At 36.4% G+C, this 22,019-nt stretch carries 22 protein-coding genes and 1 tRNA gene; 11 read left to right on the forward strand and 12 right to left on the reverse strand.

What is annotated here, in order from left to right; genetic code table 11:
* Positions 1–109: 109 nt before the first annotated feature.
* Positions 110–817 carry a hypothetical protein gene (locus H6G44_RS11990; RefSeq protein WP_190386818.1) on the reverse strand — a complete coding sequence of 236 codons (708 nt, stop codon included), beginning with the start codon at positions 815–817 and terminating at the stop codon, positions 110–112.
* Between the two features lie 317 nt (positions 818–1,134).
* On the opposite strand from H6G44_RS11990, the gene H6G44_RS11995 reads away from it, so the two are divergent.
* The 3 genes from H6G44_RS11995 to H6G44_RS12005 all read left to right on the forward strand — a co-directional run bounded on the left by H6G44_RS11995 (position 1,135) and on the right by H6G44_RS12005 (position 2,666).
* Positions 1,135–1,207 (forward strand) — tRNA-Ile (locus H6G44_RS11995).
* Between the two features lie 68 nt (positions 1,208–1,275).
* Complete coding sequence (locus H6G44_RS12000) at positions 1,276–2,064, forward strand: TrmH family RNA methyltransferase (RefSeq protein WP_190386817.1); 789 nt, start codon at positions 1,276–1,278, stop codon at positions 2,062–2,064.
* 44 nt (positions 2,065–2,108) lie between these two features.
* Complete coding sequence (locus H6G44_RS12005; protein WP_190386856.1) at positions 2,109–2,666, forward strand: thermonuclease family protein; 558 nt, start codon at positions 2,109–2,111, stop codon at positions 2,664–2,666.
* 86 nt (positions 2,667–2,752) lie between these two features.
* Here H6G44_RS12005 and ftsH read toward each other — a convergent pair whose 3' ends face one another.
* Positions 2,753–4,669: an ATP-dependent zinc metalloprotease FtsH gene (gene ftsH / locus H6G44_RS12010; RefSeq protein WP_190386816.1), complete on the reverse strand. Its 1,917-nt coding sequence runs from the start codon at positions 4,667–4,669 to the stop codon at positions 2,753–2,755.
* Positions 4,670–4,883: 214 nt separating this feature from the next.
* On the opposite strand from ftsH, the gene aroC reads away from it, so the two are divergent.
* The 3 genes from aroC to lepB all read left to right on the forward strand — a co-directional run bounded on the left by aroC (position 4,884) and on the right by lepB (position 7,203).
* Entirely contained in the window at positions 4,884–5,972 is a 1,089-nt protein-coding gene (gene aroC / locus H6G44_RS12015; protein ID WP_190386815.1) for a chorismate synthase, read from the forward strand.
* 93 nt (positions 5,973–6,065) lie between these two features.
* On the forward strand, positions 6,066–6,554 hold the full coding sequence (locus tag H6G44_RS12020) for a nucleotide exchange factor GrpE (RefSeq protein WP_190484339.1): 489 nt from the start codon (positions 6,066–6,068) through the stop codon (positions 6,552–6,554).
* Between the two features lie 70 nt (positions 6,555–6,624).
* Positions 6,625–7,203 (forward strand): signal peptidase I, encoded by a 579-nt coding sequence (gene lepB, locus H6G44_RS12025; RefSeq protein WP_190386813.1) that lies wholly within the window; start codon positions 6,625–6,627, stop codon positions 7,201–7,203.
* A gap of 22 nt (positions 7,204–7,225) precedes the next feature.
* Here the strand turns inward: lepB and H6G44_RS12030 are convergent, their stop codons facing one another.
* The gene (locus H6G44_RS12030; RefSeq protein ID WP_190386812.1) at positions 7,226–7,759 is read right to left on the reverse strand and encodes a helix-hairpin-helix domain-containing protein; all 534 of its coding nucleotides are present in this window, start codon (positions 7,757–7,759) and stop codon (positions 7,226–7,228) included.
* Between the two features lie 118 nt (positions 7,760–7,877).
* On the opposite strand from H6G44_RS12030, the gene H6G44_RS12035 reads away from it, so the two are divergent.
* The 4 genes from H6G44_RS12035 to H6G44_RS12050 all read left to right on the forward strand — a co-directional run bounded on the left by H6G44_RS12035 (position 7,878) and on the right by H6G44_RS12050 (position 12,011).
* The gene (locus tag H6G44_RS12035) at positions 7,878–8,960 is read left to right on the forward strand and encodes an amino acid ABC transporter substrate-binding protein (protein ID WP_190386811.1); all 1,083 of its coding nucleotides are present in this window, start codon (positions 7,878–7,880) and stop codon (positions 8,958–8,960) included.
* A 15-nt stretch (positions 8,961–8,975) separates the two neighbouring features.
* Positions 8,976–9,902 carry an amino acid ABC transporter permease gene (locus H6G44_RS12040; protein WP_190386810.1) on the forward strand — a complete coding sequence of 309 codons (927 nt, stop codon included), beginning with the start codon at positions 8,976–8,978 and terminating at the stop codon, positions 9,900–9,902.
* Between the two features lie 139 nt (positions 9,903–10,041).
* The gene (locus H6G44_RS12045) at positions 10,042–11,187 is read left to right on the forward strand and encodes an amino acid ABC transporter permease (RefSeq protein WP_190386855.1); all 1,146 of its coding nucleotides are present in this window, start codon (positions 10,042–10,044) and stop codon (positions 11,185–11,187) included.
* Between the two features lie 83 nt (positions 11,188–11,270).
* Positions 11,271–12,011 carry an amino acid ABC transporter ATP-binding protein gene (locus H6G44_RS12050; RefSeq protein WP_199291810.1) on the forward strand — a complete coding sequence of 247 codons (741 nt, stop codon included), beginning with the start codon at positions 11,271–11,273 and terminating at the stop codon, positions 12,009–12,011.
* A 96-nt stretch (positions 12,012–12,107) separates the two neighbouring features.
* Here H6G44_RS12050 and H6G44_RS20315 read toward each other — a convergent pair whose 3' ends face one another.
* From H6G44_RS20315 to H6G44_RS12090, 9 genes are all read right to left on the reverse strand, one after another.
* Positions 12,108–12,236 carry a DUF29 domain-containing protein gene (locus H6G44_RS20315; protein WP_231395382.1) on the reverse strand — a complete coding sequence of 43 codons (129 nt, stop codon included), beginning with the start codon at positions 12,234–12,236 and terminating at the stop codon, positions 12,108–12,110.
* A 51-nt stretch (positions 12,237–12,287) separates the two neighbouring features.
* On the reverse strand, positions 12,288–12,584 hold the full coding sequence (locus H6G44_RS12055; RefSeq protein WP_028089845.1) for a helix-turn-helix domain-containing protein: 297 nt from the start codon (positions 12,582–12,584) through the stop codon (positions 12,288–12,290).
* Positions 12,585–12,598: 14 nt separating this feature from the next.
* Positions 12,599–12,892, reverse strand: coding sequence for a type II toxin-antitoxin system HigB family toxin (locus tag H6G44_RS12060; RefSeq protein WP_190386809.1), 294 nt, complete (start codon positions 12,890–12,892; stop codon positions 12,599–12,601).
* A gap of 116 nt (positions 12,893–13,008) precedes the next feature.
* Complete coding sequence (locus tag H6G44_RS12065; protein WP_190386808.1) at positions 13,009–13,809, reverse strand: HEPN domain-containing protein; 801 nt, start codon at positions 13,807–13,809, stop codon at positions 13,009–13,011.
* Between the two features lie 193 nt (positions 13,810–14,002).
* Positions 14,003–14,614: a hypothetical protein gene (locus H6G44_RS12070; protein ID WP_190386807.1), complete on the reverse strand. Its 612-nt coding sequence runs from the start codon at positions 14,612–14,614 to the stop codon at positions 14,003–14,005.
* A gap of 335 nt (positions 14,615–14,949) precedes the next feature.
* Positions 14,950–15,969, reverse strand: coding sequence for a WD40 repeat domain-containing protein (locus tag H6G44_RS12075; RefSeq protein ID WP_190386806.1), 1,020 nt, complete (start codon positions 15,967–15,969; stop codon positions 14,950–14,952).
* 143 nt (positions 15,970–16,112) lie between these two features.
* Entirely contained in the window at positions 16,113–17,081 is a 969-nt protein-coding gene (locus H6G44_RS12080; RefSeq protein WP_190386805.1) for a CobW family GTP-binding protein, read from the reverse strand.
* Between the two features lie 147 nt (positions 17,082–17,228).
* The gene (locus H6G44_RS12085; protein WP_190386804.1) at positions 17,229–17,909 is read right to left on the reverse strand and encodes a hypothetical protein; all 681 of its coding nucleotides are present in this window, start codon (positions 17,907–17,909) and stop codon (positions 17,229–17,231) included.
* 298 nt (positions 17,910–18,207) lie between these two features.
* Complete coding sequence (locus H6G44_RS12090; RefSeq protein ID WP_190386803.1) at positions 18,208–20,469, reverse strand: amylo-alpha-1,6-glucosidase; 2,262 nt, start codon at positions 20,467–20,469, stop codon at positions 18,208–18,210.
* A 775-nt stretch (positions 20,470–21,244) separates the two neighbouring features.
* Between H6G44_RS12090 and H6G44_RS12095 the strand changes: the two genes are divergently transcribed.
* Positions 21,245–22,012 carry an ATP-binding cassette domain-containing protein gene (locus H6G44_RS12095; RefSeq protein WP_190386802.1) on the forward strand — a complete coding sequence of 256 codons (768 nt, stop codon included), beginning with the start codon at positions 21,245–21,247 and terminating at the stop codon, positions 22,010–22,012.
* Positions 22,013–22,019 lie beyond the last annotated feature (7 nt).

Below are 22,019 nucleotides of genomic sequence, written 5' to 3' on the forward strand. Positions count from 1 at the left end.
CTAAGATACTATATAGATTACCGACAAGGGAAAGAAGATTTTTGATCTTTGGTTTTTTAGGCTGAAGTATAAAAAATACAATTCAAAATCCAAAATCCAAAATTGAATGTTAATTAGCTTTCTCTACAGGAATATCAGACAATTTTAACTTGAGTTTTTGAGCAGGATAATCAGTCAAAGATAAAGATATCTGTTTAACATCATCCAGTAAAGCGGTGGGAACACTAATTGTACCCTTAAATTCCCCACTTTTAGCGGGCAGTTCTACGGGTAAACCTTCTGAAATTGCATTCAAGGTTCGTCCCTTATCGTCTGTAATATCTAAAAAACTATAGAGAAACCGCACAGAATCACTACTGTTATTTTGCATATTCACTCTTAGCAATAAATCACCACCAGAATAGTGAACAGATTTTACAGACATACTTACACCCTCACTTTCAGCAGTAACAGGAAATCCTGGTTGAGAAACTTTTTCAACTATGGGTTCTTCCTTTGGCTTCGGCTTACTAATTTTAATCTCTTCTGCTGCTGATTTGTTGGATTTATTGTCCTTGCTCTTATCGTTAATTCGTGATTTCACGACTTGAAGAATATCCTCCTCTTTCAAAAAAGCCAGCGCGGGTTTCCTACTTCCCTCCTGGGTATTATTCCCCTTGTTGCTGTTAAATTTACTCAAAGGCCGACCATCTGGCGTAGTCACACCTTTAAGTGCCAGACTACCCAAGGTAAAGCCCAAAAAACCACTCGCAGAACCGACTCCCAACATTAGAGTTAACAAAATTAAGGTTAGTAGTACAGTAGTATTTATTTTCATCTTAAACGCAGTAATTTAACACTTAGACTGGTCAACTAGGCTCTTTCAACTCCCCACTATTATTAGTGGTGGGTGGTTGACTAGGGAATAGGAATTCAAATGTTACTATATATGCTACTAGGGATTTTTCAATTTGGCCTTTTCAATCTTAGCAAAGTTCACTACCCTATAAACTTGACTGGAAATAAAAATCTGGAAATGTTCTTGATAATTGTTTATAGGTTGCCAAATTATGGTAGAATGGTGTAATGTGGTTAAAGTGAAGTCATAAATCAATGGCTAAACTGAAATCATAAGGTTGAAATCCAAGTATATAAGCGCCTTTGGCCGATTGGGGAGGCAACGAACTCATAATTCGTCTTCAGGCTGGTTCGATTCCAGCAGGGCGCACTTTCTCAGTTAAAATCTCTATATCAATTTTAGATTGACCTCAAGTTCATAATTTCACATTTAAGATTGTGCTAACAAGTTTACAAAATTCCTTAGTTAAACAAATTCGCAAGTTACATTCCGCTAAGGAGAGAAATAAGCAACAGCTATTTTTATTAGAAGGCACTCATTTGCTGGAAGAAGCTTGTGCGGTTAGCTATCCTTTAGAGGCTATATGTTGTACTCCTCAATGGCAAACAACACATCCTCACTTGTGGGCAGTTATTTGTAGTCAGTGCGATCGCGTTGAAGTTGTTAGTTCAGAAATTTTGGCAGCAATGGCCACAACTGTCAATCCTGATGGTATAGTAGCAATAGCGAAGCGCTGCGGCCAGCAGTTCGCTCAACAAAATCCTTTTACCGGTTTAGTTCTCGCTTTAGAAACAGTTCAAGATCCTGGTAATCTGGGAACGATGATTCGCACAGCAGCTGCTGCAGGTGCGTCAGGTCTGTGGTTAAGTGAAGATAGTGTAGATTTAGATAATCCCAAGGTTTTACGCGCTTCTGCTGGGCAATGGTTTCGCTTAAATATGTCCGTAAGTGAAGATTTAAAAGCCACAGTGCAAACAAGTCAGCAAGCAGGAATGCAGGTAGTAGCCACCTTACCTAATGCTGATTTAACTTATTGGCAGGTAGACTGGCATCAACCTAGTATGATATTATTGGGTAATGAGGGGGCAGGATTGTCAACGGATTTGGCTGCTTTAGCTGATATTCAAGTGAAAATTCCTCTTAGTCCTGGGGTAGAATCCTTAAATGTAGGGATTACTGCTGCTTTAATGTTGTATGAAGCTCAAAGACAGAAAATTTTTGGGTGATTATGTGGTCTTTAGACCGGGCTAAATTGCCAAATTGGTGGAATATGAATAAATTTGTGAAACAAGGGTTAATTTGGCTAAATGCAGCCACGATTGCCGTTAGTTTGATGGCTTGCAATGGTTTGTTTTCTCCTCCTGGTGATCTAGTTGAACGGGTAAGTGATGGTGATACATTAGTATTAAAAAATGCTGATGGTAAAAAGTCCACGGTGCGGTTTGCTTGTATTGATGCACCAGAAATACCCCATTCTCGGTCAGAAAAGCAGAGTAAAATTAATCGGGATGTCAATCAGTTTGCTTGGGGTATGAAAGCAAAAACACGGATAGAGGAACTGATTAAACGAACAGATAATCGTGTTAATTTAAATGTTACAGATAGCGATCGCTATGGTAGAAAAATTGCTGAAGTCCGTTTAAAAGATGGTACATTTTTACAGCAAGTGTTGTTAGAGGATGGGTTAGCTAAAGTCTATCGTTCCTATTTAAATAAATGCCCTAGTAAGGACATTGTACAACAAGCCGAAGCGAAGGCGCAACAGCAAAAATTGGGTATTTGGAGTGATCGGAAATTTATTGATCCTTGGGATTATAGAAAAAAATAAGTAAAGGTATATTACAAATAGCCTTCATAATTCTTAACTAACCACTGACCACTAACCACCGACCACTGACCACTGACCACTGACCACTAACCACCGACAACTACTGAATCATTGATTACTTTCGGTATTGTAATTGCAGTATTATCAGCCACAATTGTACGAAAAACATCACCTTCAATAGTCTCTTGTTCTATCAACAAATCAACTACCCTTTCCAAAATTAAACGGTTTTCTTGCAAGATTTCCTTAGCCTGAATATAGCACTTACCAACAATTTCTCTAACAGCGATATCAATTTTAGCGGCAATGTCTTCAGAATATTCTGATTTATTCATCCAGTCACGTCCTAAAAATACATCATTATTTTGATTTTCCAGAGAAACTAGACCCAAATCAGACATTCCAAACTTTGTTACCATTTGTCTTGCCATATTGGTAACTTGTTGTAAATCATTTCCAGCGCCCGTGGTAACTTCTGCTTTCCCAAATACGATTTCCTCAGCCGCTCGACCGCCTAAAGTTGCGGCAATGCGGGCTAAAATTTGGGAACGGGAAATTAAACCCTGTTCTTCATTGGGAGTAAACCAAGTTAAACCTAGTGCTTGTCCGCGGGGAATGAGAGTAACTTTTTGTACAGGATCATGACCTTTAACTAAAGTCCCTACCAAAGCGTGTCCAACTTCATGATAAGCAATCAGACGTTTATTTTTGCTATCTACTAAAGCAGTTCCTTCCATACCCGCAACTACCCTATCTATAGCATTATCAATTTCTAAATCGGTAATAGCTTCTTTGCGTCTTCTAGCGGTGAGAATGGCGGCTTCATTGAGTAAATTGGCCAAATCTGCACCGGTAAAACCAGGAGTGCGACGAGCGATCGCTTCTAAAGATACACTAGGATCAATTTTCTTATTCTGAGCGTGGACTGCGAGAATTTCCTGTCTTCCCTTCAAATCAGGGACATCCACAATCACCTGTCTATCAAAGCGTCCTGGACGCAATAGAGCCGAATCGAGGACATCTGGACGGTTAGTAGCCGCAATAATAATAATCCCCGTATTCCCTTCAAAACCATCCATTTCCGTTAATAGCTGATTGAGGGTTTGTTCCCGCTCATCATTTCCTCCACCAATACCCGCACCTCGTTGTCTACCTACCGCGTCAATTTCATCAATAAATATCAAACAAGGGGCATTATCTTTTGCTTTTTTGAATAAATCCCGCACTCGGGAAGCGCCGACACCGACGAACATTTCCACAAATTCCGAACCAGACATACTGAAAAACGGTACACTGGCTTCTCCAGCAATGGCTTTTGCGAGTAGAGTTTTACCTGTTCCGGGCGGTCCAACCAACAGTACACCCTTAGGAATTTTTGCCCCTACCGCCGTAAATTTTTCTGGCTGTTTTAAGAAGGTGACAACTTCTTCTAGTTCTTCTTTTGCTTCTGTGACTCCTGCCACATCAGCAAATTTTACCCCGGTTTTCGCTTCCATTTGAAAGCGGGCGCGAGACTTACCAAAACTCATGGCTTGGTTAGAAGCATTTGCAGAACGACGGAGGAATAATAATATCAGAGCTACCAGGGGTAAAATCCACATTAAATTGATTAATAACCCCACAGCGGCTCTATTACCAGCAGAGGAAACTTCACCAAAATCAACGTTTTTTTCCTTGAGTTTATTAATTAACTCAGTATTTTGTTCTAGAAGGCGCACCTGTAAAGGTAGAGTATTCGGCTTTTGTCCAACTAAATAAACTCTAGCTATTTGTTCAGCTTGATCCAACTCTACTTTTTTAATTTCTCCTTTGTCAGCCTTCTCAATTAATTTCCCATAGGTTAAAGAATTTCGCTCGGTTTTTTGTTGCGCTAAAACGGGACTACCACCAACCAGCCCCGGTAACATCATCAATCCGGCAGCTATGACTCCGGTTAAAATATGATGGTGAGATGAACCGGATAAACGCTGTTTCATTGAAGCCTTTGTCTGCAAATTTTTCATAATAGTTATGCTTTATGGATGTTTTTCTGAAGAAATTGTCAAATCTAGAAGTTATAGTTTTCTGCTAATAGTTTAACTGCCAGACTCGATTATTAACAGGTGACAGGGGACAAAGTGACAGTCTTTAAGATAACTGATTGTGATGGGAAATTTTGGGGCGATATTGCCCAACTCCGTGTAAAATTAAGATTCCAGTCTGTATTTTCTCAATATTATGGGCAGCACTTTTGGTCATCTTTTTCGGATCACTACTTTTGGCGAATCTCACGGCGGCGGTGTGGGTGTTATCATTGATGGATGTCCCCCACGATTGGAAATTTCTGCCCAGGAAATTCAATTTGAGTTAGATAGAAGACGGCCAGGACAAAGTAAAATTACCACCCCTCGCAAAGAAGCAGACACCTGTGAGATATTATCTGGGGTGTTTGAGGGGAAAACTTTGGGAACACCAATTGCGATTTTGGTCAGAAATAACAATATTCGTCCCGAAGATTATGATGAGATGGCCCGAAAATATCGCCCTTCTCATGCTGATGCTACCTATGATGCTAAATATGGCTTGAGAAATTGGCAAGGTGGTGGTAGATCCTCGGCCCGTGAGACTATAGGCAGAGTAGCCGCAGGAGCGATCGCTAAAAAGATTTTGCATCAAGTTGCAGGTGTAGAAGTCATTGCTTATGTTAAACGAATTAAGGATCTAGAAGCTGTTGTTGATTCTGATACTGTCACTGTAGCAGATGTGGAAGCCAATATTGTCCGCTGTCCAGATGATGAAATTGCCCACACTATGATTTCACTAATTGAACAAACCGGTCGAGATGGTAATTCTATCGGTGGTGTGGTTGAATGTGTGGTGCGGAATGTTCCCAAGGGTTTAGGTGAACCTGTTTTTGATAAATTAGAAGCAGATTTAGCCAAGGCAGTTATGTCATTACCCGCAAGCAAAGGTTTTGAAATCGGTTCTGGTTTTGACGGAACTTTGTTAACAGGTTTTGAACATAATGACGAATTTTATATTGATGAAAATGGAGACATTAGAACGGTAACTAATCGTTCTGGGGGAATTCAAGGAGGAATTTCTAACGGTGAAAATATTATTATTCGAGTGGCATTTAAACCAACTGCAACAATTAGAAAAGAACAAAAAACTGTAACTAAGGAAGGTGAAGAAACGGTTTTAGCTGGGAAGGGAAGACATGATCCTTGTGTTTTACCCCGCGCTGTGCCTATGGTTGATGCTATGGTGGCTTTGGTTTTATGCGATCATTTATTAAGGCATTATGGCCAGTGTCAAGTTTTGTAATTACTTTTGATTTGGTAACTGACAAAAACGAACAACTGACAACTGACCACGAACAACTGACAACTGACAACTGCTATTTTTAAGAGATTTCCAGTGTTTGATTTATCGCCTAACTATCTAATTAGCTCAGAATTACGAGAATTACTCGTACAAAAACTCGGCGTTCTCCAAAAAGATAATGTGATCTTACAACAATCTTTAAGAGAACAGCACAACCAAACCACAGCCCAAACAAAAGATTTATTCTTAGACCTTTTAGAAGTTGCTGATGCCTTAGAAGCTTTATTGGACTATTTAGAAAATAATCCTAATCCCAGTCCAGAATTTATAGAACGTCTACCCAAATCTATCGGTGCAGTTAATCGCAAGTTTCTTAGTATATTAGGAAAGCGCCAACTTTTACCTATAGAATTACGCGAAGGTACAGAACCAGATTTTAACCTGTGCCGCGTCATTGATCGAGAGGAAAGAATAGATCTCCCAGATCAAACAATTACTAAAATTGTCCGTCGTGGATTTCATTGGGGTGAAAAAGTCCTCCGGCCCACAGAAGTTATTACCGCTAAATCAGATCATGGGTAATTGGTAATTGGTAATTGGTAAATATAATCTCCCCTGCCCTCTATCCCCCTTACACTGTTAACTATTAACTATGACCCCTGACACAAGTGATACGAAAGAAACTCCTCCACAAACAAAAACATGGAGTAGTTGGCAAGAAAATGTAGTTTTAATAACTATTGCCCTGTGTTTAGCTCTCTTAATTCGAACATTTATTGCTGAACCGCGTTTAATTCCATCCGCATCAATGTATCCTACCTTACATACAGGCGATCGCTTAGTTATAGAAAAAGTATCCTACCGTTTTCACCCTCCTAAAATCGGCGATATCATCGTTTTTAGCTCACCACCAGAATTACAACGCCGGGGATATCCTCAAAACCAAGCCTTTATTAAACGGGTAATTGGTGAACCAGGATCAGTAATTAGCATTGCTCAAGGTAAAGTTTACCGCAACGGTAAAGCCTTAACAGAAGACTACATTGCTGAACCAACAAATGACCCATTTCCAGAAATAAAAGTCCCAGAAGGCGCATTTTTTGTCATGGGAGACAATCGCAATGATAGTAATGACTCTCGCTACTGGGGTTTTGTCCCTCGTCAAAAGGTCATTGGTCGCGCCACGTTTCGTTTTTGGCCTCTTAACCGCATTGGCTTAATTGATAAATAAACCGGGTGCAGGTTTTACATCTTTAGGAAAAGCGCAAATAATACATTAACTGAGTGATTGTATCCCCAGGTAATTCTAGCCGTCTTTGGAAATCTACTAAACTTAGGTAAGGACCAGCAGCCAGACGGTTTTCTACAACTGTCTGCGCTAGGGATAAATCTATAAAGGGAATTTGCGACAAACTCTCCACCGAAGCCGTATTTGGGTTAATTTGCTGGGGTTTATCTAGGGAATTGTGATCATAATAATTAAATTTTATCAGTAGTTTTATAGCTTCTAATCGCTGCACTGGCAAACCCAAAGCCGTGGCTACATCTTCAATACAATAAAATAATACACCAGCGCGGGAAAGCTCCACCAATAATCGCCCTTGATGAATTGATAATCCGGGTAAACGCAGCCAATCATCCACAGTTGCTTGATTAGCATCAATACCAATACCCAATTCAGCCGCCAATCGCACTTCTTCCCCCGATTGTAAGCGATAATAGGGATCATTAAGTAGTTTGGCACGGAGTTTTTGCAATTTCAGATTTAAAGGTAGCCATTTATTCATACTCACTAAATATTAATCCATAGTCTTCTAAATTGTTAAATTTCGGTTATCTTATTGACTTTTTCGAGGGTTTTATGGAAAAATGAAACTAAGTGCAAATATCGCCTATTAATTACCTATGAATTTTAGAAAATTATCTGCAATTCTATCTAGTATTGTAGCTCTGGATTTAATATTTTTTCTGAGTGGTTGTAGTGATGAACCACAAAATACACAGAATTCCCAAAGTAAGACCCCAGAACAGGTTACTCGCATTCTCTGGGACCGCATTAAAAGCCGTGGCCAGCTTGTTTGTGGGACTAATGGTGAATTACCAGGATTTAGTTTTGTAGAGACTAACGGTAAATATAGAGGTATTGATGTTGATATTTGTCGGGCTATAGCAGCAGCAGTATTTGATAATCCTGATGCTGTAGAATACCGGAATGTCAATGCTAAAGAACGATTTACAGCTTTACAAACTGGAGAAGTAGATATTCTCAGTCGGAATACTAGCTGGACTTTTAGCCGCGCAACTTCTCAGGGTTTAGATTTTGCACCTGTGGTATTTTACGATGGTCAGGCTGTGATGGTTCGCAAAAATAGCAATATTAAATCTGTCCAAGACCTGAAAAACAAAGCCATTTGTGTACAAACAGGGACAACAACTGAACAGAATTTAGCAGACCAAATGCGAAAACGGGGTATTACTTATAAATCTGTTGTTTTTGAGGACGTAAATGTTACCTTTGCTACTTATGCAGAAGGACGTTGTGATGCTGTAACCACAGACCGTTCTGGTTTAGTTTCTCGACGCACAACCCTACCAAAACCAGAAGATAATGTGATTTTAGATGATGTTCTTTCTTCTGAACCCCTTGCGCCGGCAGTTGCGAAGGGGGATACTAAGTGGAGTGATATAGTCAAGTGGACTGTTTATGCTTTGATAAAAGGGGAAGAATTGGGAATTAATTCTCAAAATTTAGCAGAGTTTGCAAATAGTAAAGATCCCGATATTAAGCGTTTTCTAGGAACAGAAGGAAACTTAGGAGAAGGAATTGGTTTAACAAATGATTTCGCAGCCAGAATTATTAAACACGTTGGTAATTATGGCGAAATTTATGAACGTAATTTGGGAACAAAGACAAAATTAAATCTTCCTCGTGGTCAAAATCAACTGGGGATAAAAGGAGGATTGCTCTATTCTCCACCTTTCCGGTAATACTAATTTAAGATAATGACTAATTATAAACCTCCTTTATGGCGTGATTATCGGTTTTGGCAAAATGCTATTCAGTTAATTGTTGTATTTTTAGCAATAGTTATAGTTGTGATCTTGTGGGGTAATGTCAGACGGAATTTACAGCAATTAGGAATTGAATTTGGATTCAATTTTCTCAAGCAACAAGCATCTTTTGATATTGGGGAAACCCTAATTAATTATCAACCAACGGACGCTTATAATTATGCTTTGTTCGTGGGTTTAATTAATTCTTTGCGAATAGCAATAATGGGGATTTTCTTAACCACAATTGTGGGAATTACTGCGGGAATTGCTAGACTATCAGATAATTGGTTAGTCAGGAAGATTAGTTTTGTTTATGTGGAGGTTTTTCGGAATACACCATTATTATTACAATTGCTATTTTGGTACTTTGCGGTTTTCTTGAGTTTCCCCAAGGCCGAAAATAAAATTTCTTTTTTGGGTTTCGCTAATTTTAGTCAAAATGGCCTGGAATTTCCTTGGTTTACCTTGTCTCCAGAGTTTTCTAGTTTATTATTGGGGTTGACTTTTTACACGGGAGCTTTTATTGCGGAAATTGTGCGGGGAGGGATTCAATCAGTATCAAAAGGACAATGGGAAGCGGCTAAATCTCTGGGGTTAAAACCAGGTTTAGCAATGCAATTGGTAATTTTTCCCCAAGCTTTAAGGGTGATTATTCCCCCATTAACTAGTCAATATCTAAATTTAACAAAAAATTCCAGTTTAGCGATCGCTATCGGTTATCCTGATATTTATTTCGTTGCTTCTACTACTTTTAACCAAACTGGAAAAGCTGTGGAGGTAATGTTGTTAATTATGATTACCTATCTGACTTTGAGTTTGATTATTTCTCTGACTATGAATTTATTTAATCGTTCTGTTCAAATTCAGGAAAGATGAAAAATAGCAATTTTATTTGATTTGTGAGCAGGATTTATTTTTTATCGAACCACGGAGGCACAGAGGTCACGGAGGAAGAGAGGAAGAGATTTATGTTTATGGTACGCTATGGAACAATATTTTATTTAGGGTTTCTATGATGATTAGGTTGATTTGGCTCAGAAAAAATCTTTTTAATAATTGGTACAATTCTTTATTAACTGTTGTTTGTTTTATATTTCTATTTTGGCTGTTTCAAGGCTTGGCAATTTGGTTAGTTACTAAGGCACAATGGCAAGTAATTAGTGTTAATTTACCTTTGTTTTTAGTGGGAAGATTTCCCCAGAATTTATATTGGCGAATTTGGCTTGTTTTGGGAATATCTACGATTTTAACCGCAATTACTGGGGGTGCATTTACTAAAAAGGCAATATTCACAAAACGCAATTCTCTGATTTTTGGTTTTGTTATTGGGGTTTTATTATTAATAATACCCCTCCCGTTAATTAGTCGTTTATCTTTATTATTAATTACAGGTTTACTAATTTTAGGTTTGATAATTGGTCAAAAATTTGCCCAAATTATTACTCCTTGGCTTTCCTGGATTTGGTTATTATCCTTTCCGATAATTATCTGGTTAATTGGTGGTGGTTTAGGGTTACAATCTGTATCTACAAATTTATGGAATGGTTTATTACTCACCCTATTAATAGCAATAATTAGTATTGTACTTTCCTTCCCCCTGGGGGTTTTACTCGCATTAGGAAGAACAAGTAATTTACCTGTACTGCGGTGGTTTTCTATTCTGTATATTGAAATTATCAGAGGATTACCCTTAATTGGGATTCTATTTTTAGCTCAAGTTATGTTACCATTGTTTTTACCAGCAGACTTACGTTTAGATAGATTACTCAGAGGGATTGTGGGACTAATATTATTTAGTTCAGCATACATGGCTGAAAACGTGCGCGGAGGACTACAATCAATTCCCAGAGGACAAATAGAAGCAGGAAAAGCCCTAGGATTAAATACCCCGTTATTACTAACATTAGTAATATTACCCCAAGCATTACGCGCAGTTATTCCCGCAATTGTGGGTCAATTTATTGGCTTATTTAAAGATACCTCACTTTTATCATTAGTGGGATTAGTAGAATTAACAGGAATGGCACGTTCTATATTAGCACAACCGCGATTTTTAGGAAGATATGCAGAAGTATATTTATTTATTGGTTTGATTTATTGGCTATTTTGTTATTCAATGTCCTTAGCTGCTAAAAAATTAGAAAACCAATTAAATAATTAATATTAATAAAACATCTCTTCCTCCCTTATCCTCCGTGCCTCTGTGGTTAGTTAAAAAAAATCAACTTAAAAAAAGAGTAAAATATGACAGAACCAAAACCGATAATAATTGCTGAAGATGTCCATAAATGGTATGGTAAATTTCATGTTCTCCAAGGTGTAAGTTTAAGTGTAGAAAGAGGAGAAGTAGTTGTTTTAATGGGTCCTTCAGGTTCAGGAAAATCAACTTTTATTCGCACATTTAATGCTTTAGAAGAATATCAACAAGGAGTTATTACTATTGACGGAATTATTCTGGGTCATGATTTAAGAAACATTGAAACAATTCGTCGAGAAGTGGGAATGGTATTTCAGCAATTTAACTTATTCCCCCATTTAACAGTTTTAGAAAATATCACCTTAGCACCAATATATGTCCGCAAAATCTCCAAAGTTAAAGCGGAAGAATTAGCAATGCAATTATTAGAAAGAGTGGGAATTTTAGCCCAAGCACAAAAATATCCAGGACAATTATCTGGTGGACAACAACAACGAGTAGCTATAGCGCGTGCATTAGCAATGCAACCTAAGATCATGTTATTTGATGAACCGACATCAGCATTAGATCCAGAAATGGTGAGAGAAGTTTTAGATGTTATGCAAAATCTCGCTAGTGAGGGAATGACAATGGTAGTTGTTACCCATGAAGTCGGATTTGCGCGAGAAGTTGCTGATAGAGTTGTGTTAATGGATAGCGGTTTATTAGTTGAATCTTCTACCCCCGACACATTTTTTACTAATCCCAAGGAAGAAAGAACAAGGAAATTTTTATCACAAATTCTCTAGGGTGATTCAATTCAGGCTAAAGATCTCCGACTTCTTAATTTAATCTCTTGTAAATAATGATAATTTATCAAAGAAGTCGGGGATCTAAATGCAGGTTTAACGATGTCCAAATATTGGGAAGATTTGATAATGTTCTTTATCTATTTCTGTCCAGCAATTTTCTAGTAATAATTTGGCTGTTTCTTCAAGCCAGATATTGAAGTCTATTTGATAAGTTATGGTCATAGATTTAATTTACCTCTGACTGCAATTATTTGATGACATGATAATCAATAATCAGTGAGTCATTTCATTTAAAGCTATATTAATTATTTCTTCACTAACTCCATGATATTTTAAATTTTCAATAAAAGTAGAAACTCCTTGATTACGACTTTCTAAATAATATAATATAGCTGCGATAGGAGATGGAGGATCAATAGGATAATTTTGTTGTTCATAGACTTCTACTAAAGTCGTTAAAATATCTAATTTCTCATATTCTGGTGTATTAGGTTCAGCATCAAAAATTTGTTCGATTTCTTTTAATGCCTGTTGATGATCTGATTCTGTTCTAATGGGTTTTAAGTTCATAATATCAAGCCTCCTTAAACAATAGTAGCATCTATTTTGTCATATTCTTGATGAGTACCAATAAAGCGAATAAAAATAATGCCAATTTCATAACGAATATGGATAATTAAACGATAATTATTACCTTTAATATTAAAAACTACTCGGTTATTGGCAATAATACTGGCATTAGCATAAACTTCTTTAATATCTGATGGACTTTGCCAATTTGCACGGGAAGCATCATCAAACCATGCTTTTAAAGGCTGTTCTATATCAGGATGTTTTTGCCAATATTCTCTTAGGGTACTCCGAGCAATAATTCTCATTGTTATAGTTTTTACTAAAAGGATATTTTTTTGAGAAGTAGATTTATTAATTTTAAATAAATGACAAATTTATATAAAAAATATTTTAATTTTAAACTAAATTTTGTTTGTGCAAATTAATCCTTGGTAATAAATTCTAATATAAAAAATGTTTTCAATAAATGTTGATCTACTTTTTGTGCTAAATCTTTTAAAAAATCGTTAAATTGTAAAGCCTCCGCTAAATTAATCTCTGTATTACCTCCATGAACTATTCTATTTCGTTTCTCTTGTATTTTTGTAAATTCTGATGCTTCTTTTTCGGTTATTTCTACATGAAAAGCATCTTTTAATATCTTTAAAATATCTCTAGCTTCAATGTTTTTATCCTTTTTGAATTTACCCTGAAGTTCTATGAGTCCAAAATAACAAAGCAGTTGTGAAGGAAACGAATAGTTTGTTTGTTGTAATTCATTTATTGCTTTTTCATATTTTCCTAATTTTGATGGTTTCTTTGGCTCTTTTAGTTTCTTTACTAAATTATTAGTATCTTCATAATCACTAATTTTTCTATCTATTTTTGATTTTAATAAACTTTTAAAATTTTCTCTACCACCATTAAGATCAAAAAATTCTTCAATTACATTAGAAATATAATACTCAAAATAAGTAAATGAGCTTATTAGCAGTAATTTACCTAAAGTTTTTTGATAATTAGGCTTAATTTCCTTTAATCTACTATGATCTGCATTTTCATACTCTGGATTTTTCTTAAAATGATCAGGATCGGGAAGTTTATCTGGTTTACCGTTACCCAATTCAACAGCCTTCATGTAAGCGTTAAGAGAGGGTACAGCGTAACAACACAAAATTATAAAATCAAGAGACTCTTGTATTTGAGATTTTAGCTTGAAATAGCTTTCTGAATGCTTTCTCATAGTTTACTATTGACTTATTTACTCTCAATCATTTATACTATAATAGTATACACGGACTGCTAGGTGCAACGGTAGCCCGCTCCCCTCCTTTCTATATGCAAGTCATATATCTATGCTTGCATACAAAAGGGAGAAAACTCGGTTCAATTCCGAGGCAGTCCACTTTAATTTTCTGGTTAGCAGGCTTGATCATTTATTTACCAGAAGAATTTTGAGATCCTTGATTTTGGGTAGGTTTTTCAGGAGGCTTGCAAGGTTGCTCAGGAGCTTTGGGTGGTTGAGGACGCAATTTAGAAACGCCAGCCATACTGTGCTTCTCTCCCTGTTGCTGATGCTGTTTATTAAGGTGTTGTTCTTGACTCATACTTGTTTTTTTCTCGCTGAGGTTTAGTATTGCTGAATTAATTCCAATTATAACTACTAAAATTATACCTATGCTAAAACTAAATCCAGCAATTTTATCCACAATCATCAAAATCCCATCTTGGGTTTGATTCTCGTTCAGAATTTTCTCAATGTGTAAAGCGTTTCTATCAAGTATATAAATAATAGAAATAACTGTAATTAAAAAGCTAAGTAGAGCAAAACTAAACAGAAGTAGCTGAGTAAAGTTTGAAACGCCAATTGTTCTAAGTAAAGTAACCAGAACTCCAATTGCAGTTACAGATAGTGTTAATAGTTGTTTATCTCTTTCAATCCTTGTGTTAATCCAAGCACTAACCATAGCACTATAGAAAGCTTTCTCTTTTTCTATATATTCTTTTTGTTGTAAATTTTCTGTATTATCTATTTTCTCATCATTCATAGTATTAATTCTAGCCTTATTGATCAGATATCCAGGGAATAAATTCCCTGTCTAAAAGCAAAAGTCGGTTTTAACCGACTCATAAACAATAATTCTCCTTTTACTAATCTCTCTGATGTCCTTTGTTCTGCTTGATTGTGAATCGTTGCATTAACTTCTAATACTTTGATACCTAGTTTTCAGGCTATTTGTTTTGGTGTTAACTTTAATGTCCGTAAATTCAGGATTTCTTGTTTTTGTGCTGGTGTGATAATTTACTATTATCTCCAAACAACCTATCCAAAAATATTAAACCTTAATTAACACCTTAGCAAATTTCAAGGTATTTTTAATTTTCAATTCCCCAAAGAACTTGTCCAAATAATTAATTCTCCCTGTTCACTACCTGCGGCTAATAATTGTCCTTGGGAATGCCAAGATAGAGTAGAAAAACCTGCTTCTGTATCGGTCAAAATCTGGGATACTTCTTGATTTTCATCCCATAAACATAACCAACCGTCAGCGCCAGCGGAAGCGAGAATCAAGCTTTGAGGTGCAAAAGATATTGCTTGAATAATATCTACATGATTCGTCAATATTCGCGCTTCCCAACCCACAGATTCATCTACGGACTTCTCCCATACTACTATGCCTTCAACGCTGGAAGCAGCCAAAATTGGCGCACCTGTGGAGGTTTTTAGGTCTGACCAAGCTAGTTGACGAATTTTCCCTGGAAAGCCGCGCATGACCCAAGGATCAGGATTTTCCCATTGTAAAACGGTGAGAGTTCGATCCATATTTCCAGAGGCTAAATATTCACCATCGGGGGACCAAATTGTTGTTATACTAACGCTAGGTATGGAAAAGATAAATGGTTCTGCATTCCAATCTTGAGTAGACCAAATTTTTACACCTTTATAACCATTAATAGCCAAATATTTGCCATCTTTACGCCAATCAATTCCTAAAATAGAGGAATCATTAAAGTTGAGGGTGACAACGACTTCTAATGTGTCTGCGTCCCAAATTTGCACATAAGAACCCAAACTAAAAGCTAGTTGATTATTAGTATAACTCCATGCTAATTGATCAACCCAAATAGGCGCATTTTCTAACGTGGTTATTAATTGATTTTCGCACCAAATTTTTACTTTTCCATCTTGTCCGCCAATGGCTAAATATTTACCATTATGGGAAAATGCTAAACAATTTACTGCTTGATTTGTAGTTGTTTGTAAGGTTATTAATTTACCATTTTCCCATACAATAACTTCTCCCGCAGCGGAACTAGCCGCGAGGATTTTCCCTTGAGAAGACCAAGCTAAAGCGGTGACATAATCTGCAAGTTTTGTGGAATAGTGTTTAGTTAGGTTCATACTTTTTATCTTTTATTTATCGGAAATTTTAGGCGATTAGAAGTCGCTACTACACAATCAAAGTCCACCTGTGTGGACTAATTTTACTAGATTTATAACCTACACAGGTGGGTTTTGTCTGTCTAAATGTGAATTTTATTCACCTAACTCATACAAGCAAAAAAATCTTTTTTTAACTGTGCTTCATCTAAATTTCTACCAATAAATACAAGTTCATTTTTGCGAGTTTCATTTACTTTCCAAGGTCTATCAGCTTGACCTTCAAATATCATGTGTACTCCCTGAAAAACAAAGCGGTTATCTTCATTTTCAATATTCAAAATCCCTTTCATTCTGAAAATGTCTGTTCCTTGAGTTCTGAGTAATTCTGATAGCCAAGCATTTAATTTTTCACCATTGATAGTCCCTGGTGATACTATAGCAACTGAATAAACACTTTCATCATGAACATGAGCATCTTCTCCTAAGAAATGAGGATCAATTTCTAAAGCATGATCTAAATCAAATGCTTTTACTCCTAATAAAGCTGACATTGCTAATTGGGAATTATGGGTACGGTAAATTTTTGCCATTGCATTCATTGAGCGAATGCGGGTTTCTAATTCGTCTAAAACTTCTGCTGTGACTAAATCAGTTTTATTCAATAAAATCACATCAGCAAAAGCAATTTGTTCCTGGGCTTCGTCTGCTTCCCAATGTTGCCAAATATGCTTGGAATCAACAACTGTAACCACTGCATCTAATGACAATTGACTTTGCAAATCTTCGTCTACAAAAAAGGTTTGAATTACAGGTGCAGGATCAGCTAATCCAGTGGTTTCAATGACTAAATGATCAAACTTATCTCGGCGTTTCATCAAGTTACCAATAATGCGGATTAAATCACCTCTAACTGTACAACAAATACAGCCATTATTCATTTCAAATATTTCTTCATCTGCATCAATTACCAATTGATTATCAATACCTACTTCTCCAAATTCATTGACAATAACAGCGACTTTTTTACCATGTTCGTAGGTGAGAATATGATTTAATAGGGTAGTTTTACCCGCACCTAAATATCCAGTTAAAACGGTTACTGGTACTGAGTTAAATGTTTCTGAAGTCATCGTCCACCTTAGATTAATTTAGATTAATTTTATTGAGTATAGCCCTATTTAGTGATCAAAAACAAGATCCCCAACTTTTAGAAAAATTGAGGATCTGACTCTTACCTTAATTAAATGAACATGATACTAATCTCTATTACCGTGAGTTTAGCTACCCTTGGTATAAACCAATAAGCTCTTGTATTCTTCAATTTTCTGCATTTTTCCCTGTTTAACAAATGATGCAATTATTGGTTCAGCATAACCCCAACCAATTGATTTTGTATAAAAGAGAATTTTACCACCTGGGTTTAATTTACCAAGAAACATCTCTAATAGAGATTCGTCATTATGATGTAGGAAAGGTGCTTCTTCAGCTATATAAAATTCTCCCAGATGAAAGAGAGCAATTACATCTAGCATGGGTAGAGAACGATCTGTCAAAGTATATATATCTGCAAAGATAACTTTGTAATATTTCAGTAGTAGACGATCTTTAAGAGATAACCGCAGATATTCTTGATGTTCGGGTGCAGAAGCGGTAATACCAATTATTTCATTTGGTTGAGAAAATTTCTGATTTTCTAACCCTAGAATATGATGAGATCCTGTACCAAAATGGAATATATTCTGATCTTGAATATTATTATTCTGCAAATATTCAACAAGTTCAAGATCACATGGACAGCGGTCTGGTTGTAATTCCCAAGATGATTTTTCACGGTAGTAATCAGTACCAACCCATTGGGGTAAAACTGGACGGGAAAAACTCAGGAAATAGTAAAGTTGTGCTAATTGGCGGTTTGTAAAAACCATAGACCGAACTGTTTTTCTAAGACTAGCAACCATAAATAAACCTCAATAATTGTGAAGTAAGCTATCCTAGATGCACAGATTTCATGGAAATCTCTAAAAATGTATTTGATCTTAGTCCCAGAAAAACACTAAATGCTGAGTCTCTGAAACTTAGGTAAATCTAACATACAAATAATGAAGTTAATATCAAGTATAGATGAAAGTTTCATTAACTTTTTTTATGTGTGAGTATTTGGTAATAGCGCCGCTTAGTGTCAACAGTGGAATAAAAGAAAAATTTTCTGGGGTAAAGCAAAAGCTAAACCCCTACCAAATTCTATTCAATATTTATTTATGCTTCAATTACCACCCGCAAATTACCCCGTTTTTTAGCAACTCGACAAGCGGTAGTATTACCGACTCGCTCAAATTCTAAATCTAAAATTGTCCCCCCAACCCGCAAATTATGAAAGGATAAATGATTGATTGATTTTGGCAAAGCTGGGTCAATAATTCGCAAACAATTATTCTGTGCGTCTGGAACTAAATTCACCATCATTTGCAATAATTGAAAAATGCTACCTGTAGCCCAAGCTTGAGGACTACAAGCAACGGGATACTGGACAGGACTATTATCACCGTTCATTTCATAACCGCAAAATAGTTCAGGAGGGCGTTGATAAGGCTGTTTACTGGTCATATTGAATAATCCTTGAAATAATTCCAAAGATTGATCAATTAAACCGAGCGATCGCAATCCCATGGCTATGATAGAATTATCATGAGGCCACACTGAACCAATATGATAACCCATAGGATTATATGCCGGTGACAAACTGCTTAAAGTTCTAATTCCCCAACCATTAAACATATCAGGTGCTCGCAACCGTTCCGCTACGCTGTAGGCTTTTGCAGGTGTCAATATTCCCAAATTTAAACAATGGCCAGGATTAGAGGTAATACTATCTACTGGTTTACCATCTCCATCTAATGCTAAAGCACAAAAATCTTCATCTTCTAACCAAAAATCTTGGTTAAACCTGGTTTTGAGTTCTTTTGCTTCTTTTTGCCAAAGTTCGGCTAAATCTGGACGTTGTTGGATTTTAGCAATCTCTGCTAGGCGGTTTTTTGCTGCATAGACATAAGCTTGGACTTCACACAGAGTAATTGAACCAGTGGCTATTTCTCCTTTGCGGTTGACAATACAATTACCAGAATCTTTCCAACCTTGGTTAATCAGACCACCTTTTGATTTACGAGTATAGCTAAGATAACCTGTTGCTTGCAGTTGATTGTCAATCCAATCCATAGCCGCTAAAGCATGAGTCCATAGTGCTTCCAAGGTTTCTTGATCATGAGTCCAACTGTAGTATTCAGCATACAACATTAACCACAGCGGCGTTGCATCTACAGTCCCGTAATAGGGTGTATGGGGAATTTCCTGACATCTTGCCATTTCTCCTAACCGCAATTCGTGTAATATCTTACCAGGTTCTTCCTCACGCCAAATATTCTCTGTTTTACCTTGATACTCTGCTAACAGCATTAGCGTTTCTTTGGCAATTTGAGAGTTTAACATCAAGGTTTGGGACGCAGTAATAATAGAATCTCTGCCAAATAACGTAGAAAACCAAGGTACACCGGCAGAAACTGTTTTATGTTTACCGAAGGACTGAAGTAGTAAATATATATCTTGTTCAGCCCTACCTAGGACGCGATTAAAAAGACTTTTATCTGAGCTAATTCGAGTAATTTGCTGTAACCATTTTTGTTCCTCCATTAATTCAGCGGCTTTTGCCTGTGACAAAGTGGATGCTGCACTAATAGCAGAGCTAGGTTGATTGTTAGTGAAGATATTCAGCCGATAGCCTAGCTTTTTGGTTTCATGAGCAGCCAATTCTACGCGCCAAACTGCTGTATAACCCTGAAAATGACTTGGTTGTAAATGCTGAAATTGAATGAGAGACTCCATAGTTGAATTATCTAAACCCTGATACGCAAGGGTAAGAGATTCTTCCTTATAGGCTTGAGAGAACGCAGATATAATACCATCAGATTTTGGTTCGACCAAGTGTAAAACTCTACCGCGTTTTTGTCTGTGATGTCCCCTAACTTCAAATAAATCTACAAAATCAGCATCAAAACTGAGACTTAGTTCAAAACTAATACTGGTAGTGTTATAATTAGCAACTTCTATTTCTTCAAATAATGCACCATTGAGGACAATTTCTCGACGAATACCCAGAGTATCAGCTTTAAAAAGATTCTCTAAATCAGGATTAGTACATAGAACAGAGAGGGCAAATCCTTTGTCAGCATTACTACTCAGTAATATAGGCGATCGCCTTTCAATTTGTAACTCCAGACGACTCAAAAACCTTGTATCACGGCAAAACATTCCCATACTAGGAGTGCTACCATAAAGGTAACAGTCGGAAATATTCCCCATAGTATCTGTCACCAGGAATAAATCATCATCTTTGAGGGTAATGGTTGGTTGTGGTCTTTGACTGACAACACAAGGCCATTCTGATATTTCTTTTTCGTCTGCGAGAGTAAAAGTTTTACCCTCAAGGACAATTGTTTCTGATGTTGTTAATATATCTAGTGTCATTAGCTATAGTTACCTGTATGGGTATGGTTTTGCTTAAATTGATACAGTTAAAAAGGAAAAGTAATTAAATCTGCAAAAATGAATCTCTATAAATGTATCTCTTATAAGTTAGATGTCAAGTCTGAAAACTGGCTATTTTTGAAAGGTTTATTCCCTATTAAAGGTTCAGAGTTGCTAGAAGTAGAGAATACTTGCTCAGAGATAAATTTTTCGATATTCCATAATAGTGGTATAAATTATATTTCTCCCCTCAGACATAAAAGTAGAAACCTGTTCCCCATTCCCTAAAAATTGATGATTACCATTCAGCTTATCTCCACCGGAAGTTAAAGATCGACTACTGACTTTTTGTATTAATAAATGTCGCAATCTTAACAGCAATAAAACAAAGTTGGTAGCAGGAACTGAATAGAAACCCTACTTTCTAGCCACCTGTTCGTTTATATTGTATTAATGACTATTAATATTTAGTATAAAGCTATTTAATCAAGCAAATGCGACTGTACACAAAAAGTAATAATTTTTACTTGCATGATACAAATTCGTAGTAATTGTTATTATTTTGATATTTTCCATCATCAAAAATTCATGTATGATTATAACGGCATAGAAAAAAACCATAATCACATTATTGACTCTTAGGTATTATGCTAAACCGAGAAGTTAAGAACAGAGAACACGAGAAATATTCAAACAAATTATCTGTGTTCATCTGCGTTTATCTGCGTTTAATTCTAACTTTTTCTAAATCACTTTATCTATTATGTATTAACTTATGTCCATAACATCAGAAATTGCAGTTGAATTTCGTAATGTCAGTTTTGAAATTAATCAACGTCCCCTAGTATCTAACCTAAATCTGACTATTTATGAAGGGGAAGCCTTAATTTTATTAGGACGTAGTGGTAGCGGTAAAACTACAACTTTAAAATTAATCAATCATTTACTTTTACCCACCCAAGGAGAAGTTTTAGTAAGCAATTATCCCACAAATCAATGGGATGCTATAAAATTGAGAAGAAGAATAGGTTACGTCATCCAAGAAACCGGGTTATTTCCTCATTTTACCATTGCGGAAAATGTCGGACTTGTACCATCTTTAGAAAAATGGCCACCCCAACAAATCCAAAATAGAGTCTATGAAATGTTAAACTTAGTAGGGTTAGAACCAGGACAATTTGCTCAACGTTATCCTCATCAATTATCAGGAGGCCAACGTCAAAGGGTGGGAGTAGCTAGGGCTTTAGCCGCAGATCCACCTATACTATTAATGGATGAACCTTTTGGGGCACTTGATCCTATTACTCGCTTGGAATTACAACAACAATTTCAATATTTACAACAACAATTAGGAAAAACCGTGATATTTGTCACCCATGATATTCAAGAAGCTTTCTTTTTAGCCTCTAGAATTGGTTTAATGTATGAAGGTAATTTGGTTGAATTAGGAACGAGAAGGGAATTTATTCGTTCTCAACACCCGGAAGCACAGGCCTTTTTAGGTTGTTTAAGTGCCGCAAATAATTGGGAACAACTTAATTAAAATTAGG

The organism is Aphanizomenon flos-aquae FACHB-1287, from assembly GCF_014698755.1.
Classification (GTDB): Bacteria; Cyanobacteriota; Cyanobacteriia; order Cyanobacteriales; family Nostocaceae; genus Dolichospermum; species Dolichospermum flosaquae.

Excerpts from the sequence above, each read along its gene's own strand:
- H6G44_RS11990 (WP_190386818.1), bottom strand. The coding sequence starts at position 817 with ATGAAAATAAATACTACTGTACTACTAACCTTAATTTTGTTAACTCTA.
- H6G44_RS20315 (WP_231395382.1), bottom strand. The coding sequence starts at position 12,236 with ATGACCATAACTTATCAAATAGACTTCAATATCTGGCTTGAAGAAACA.
- H6G44_RS12060 (WP_190386809.1), bottom strand. The coding sequence starts at position 12,892 with ATGAGAATTATTGCTCGGAGTACCCTAAGAGAATATTGGCAAAAACAT.
- H6G44_RS12045 (WP_190386855.1), top strand. The coding sequence starts at position 10,042 with ATGATTAGGTTGATTTGGCTCAGAAAAAATCTTTTTAATAATTGGTAC.
- H6G44_RS12040 (WP_190386810.1), top strand. The coding sequence starts at position 8,976 with ATGACTAATTATAAACCTCCTTTATGGCGTGATTATCGGTTTTGGCAA.
- H6G44_RS12075 (WP_190386806.1), bottom strand. The coding sequence starts at position 15,969 with ATGAACCTAACTAAACACTATTCCACAAAACTTGCAGATTATGTCACC.
- H6G44_RS12070 (WP_190386807.1), bottom strand. The coding sequence starts at position 14,614 with ATGAATGATGAGAAAATAGATAATACAGAAAATTTACAACAAAAAGAA.
- H6G44_RS12080 (WP_190386805.1), bottom strand. The coding sequence starts at position 17,081 with ATGACTTCAGAAACATTTAACTCAGTACCAGTAACCGTTTTAACTGGA.
- H6G44_RS12095 (WP_190386802.1), top strand. The coding sequence starts at position 21,245 with ATGTCCATAACATCAGAAATTGCAGTTGAATTTCGTAATGTCAGTTTT.
- H6G44_RS12030 (WP_190386812.1), bottom strand. The coding sequence starts at position 7,759 with ATGAATAAATGGCTACCTTTAAATCTGAAATTGCAAAAACTCCGTGCC.
- H6G44_RS12085 (WP_190386804.1), bottom strand. The coding sequence starts at position 17,909 with ATGGTTGCTAGTCTTAGAAAAACAGTTCGGTCTATGGTTTTTACAAAC.
- H6G44_RS12035 (WP_190386811.1), top strand. The coding sequence starts at position 7,878 with ATGAATTTTAGAAAATTATCTGCAATTCTATCTAGTATTGTAGCTCTG.
- ftsH (WP_190386816.1), bottom strand. The coding sequence starts at position 4,669 with ATGAAAAATTTGCAGACAAAGGCTTCAATGAAACAGCGTTTATCCGGT.
- H6G44_RS12090 (WP_190386803.1), bottom strand. The coding sequence starts at position 20,469 with ATGACACTAGATATATTAACAACATCAGAAACAATTGTCCTTGAGGGT.
- H6G44_RS12065 (WP_190386808.1), bottom strand. The coding sequence starts at position 13,809 with ATGAGAAAGCATTCAGAAAGCTATTTCAAGCTAAAATCTCAAATACAA.
- aroC (WP_190386815.1), top strand. The coding sequence starts at position 4,884 with ATGGGCAGCACTTTTGGTCATCTTTTTCGGATCACTACTTTTGGCGAA.
- H6G44_RS12005 (WP_190386856.1), top strand. The coding sequence starts at position 2,109 with ATGAATAAATTTGTGAAACAAGGGTTAATTTGGCTAAATGCAGCCACG.
- H6G44_RS12050 (WP_199291810.1), top strand. The coding sequence starts at position 11,271 with ATGACAGAACCAAAACCGATAATAATTGCTGAAGATGTCCATAAATGG.
- H6G44_RS12055 (WP_028089845.1), bottom strand. The coding sequence starts at position 12,584 with ATGAACTTAAAACCCATTAGAACAGAATCAGATCATCAACAGGCATTA.
- lepB (WP_190386813.1), top strand. The coding sequence starts at position 6,625 with ATGACCCCTGACACAAGTGATACGAAAGAAACTCCTCCACAAACAAAA.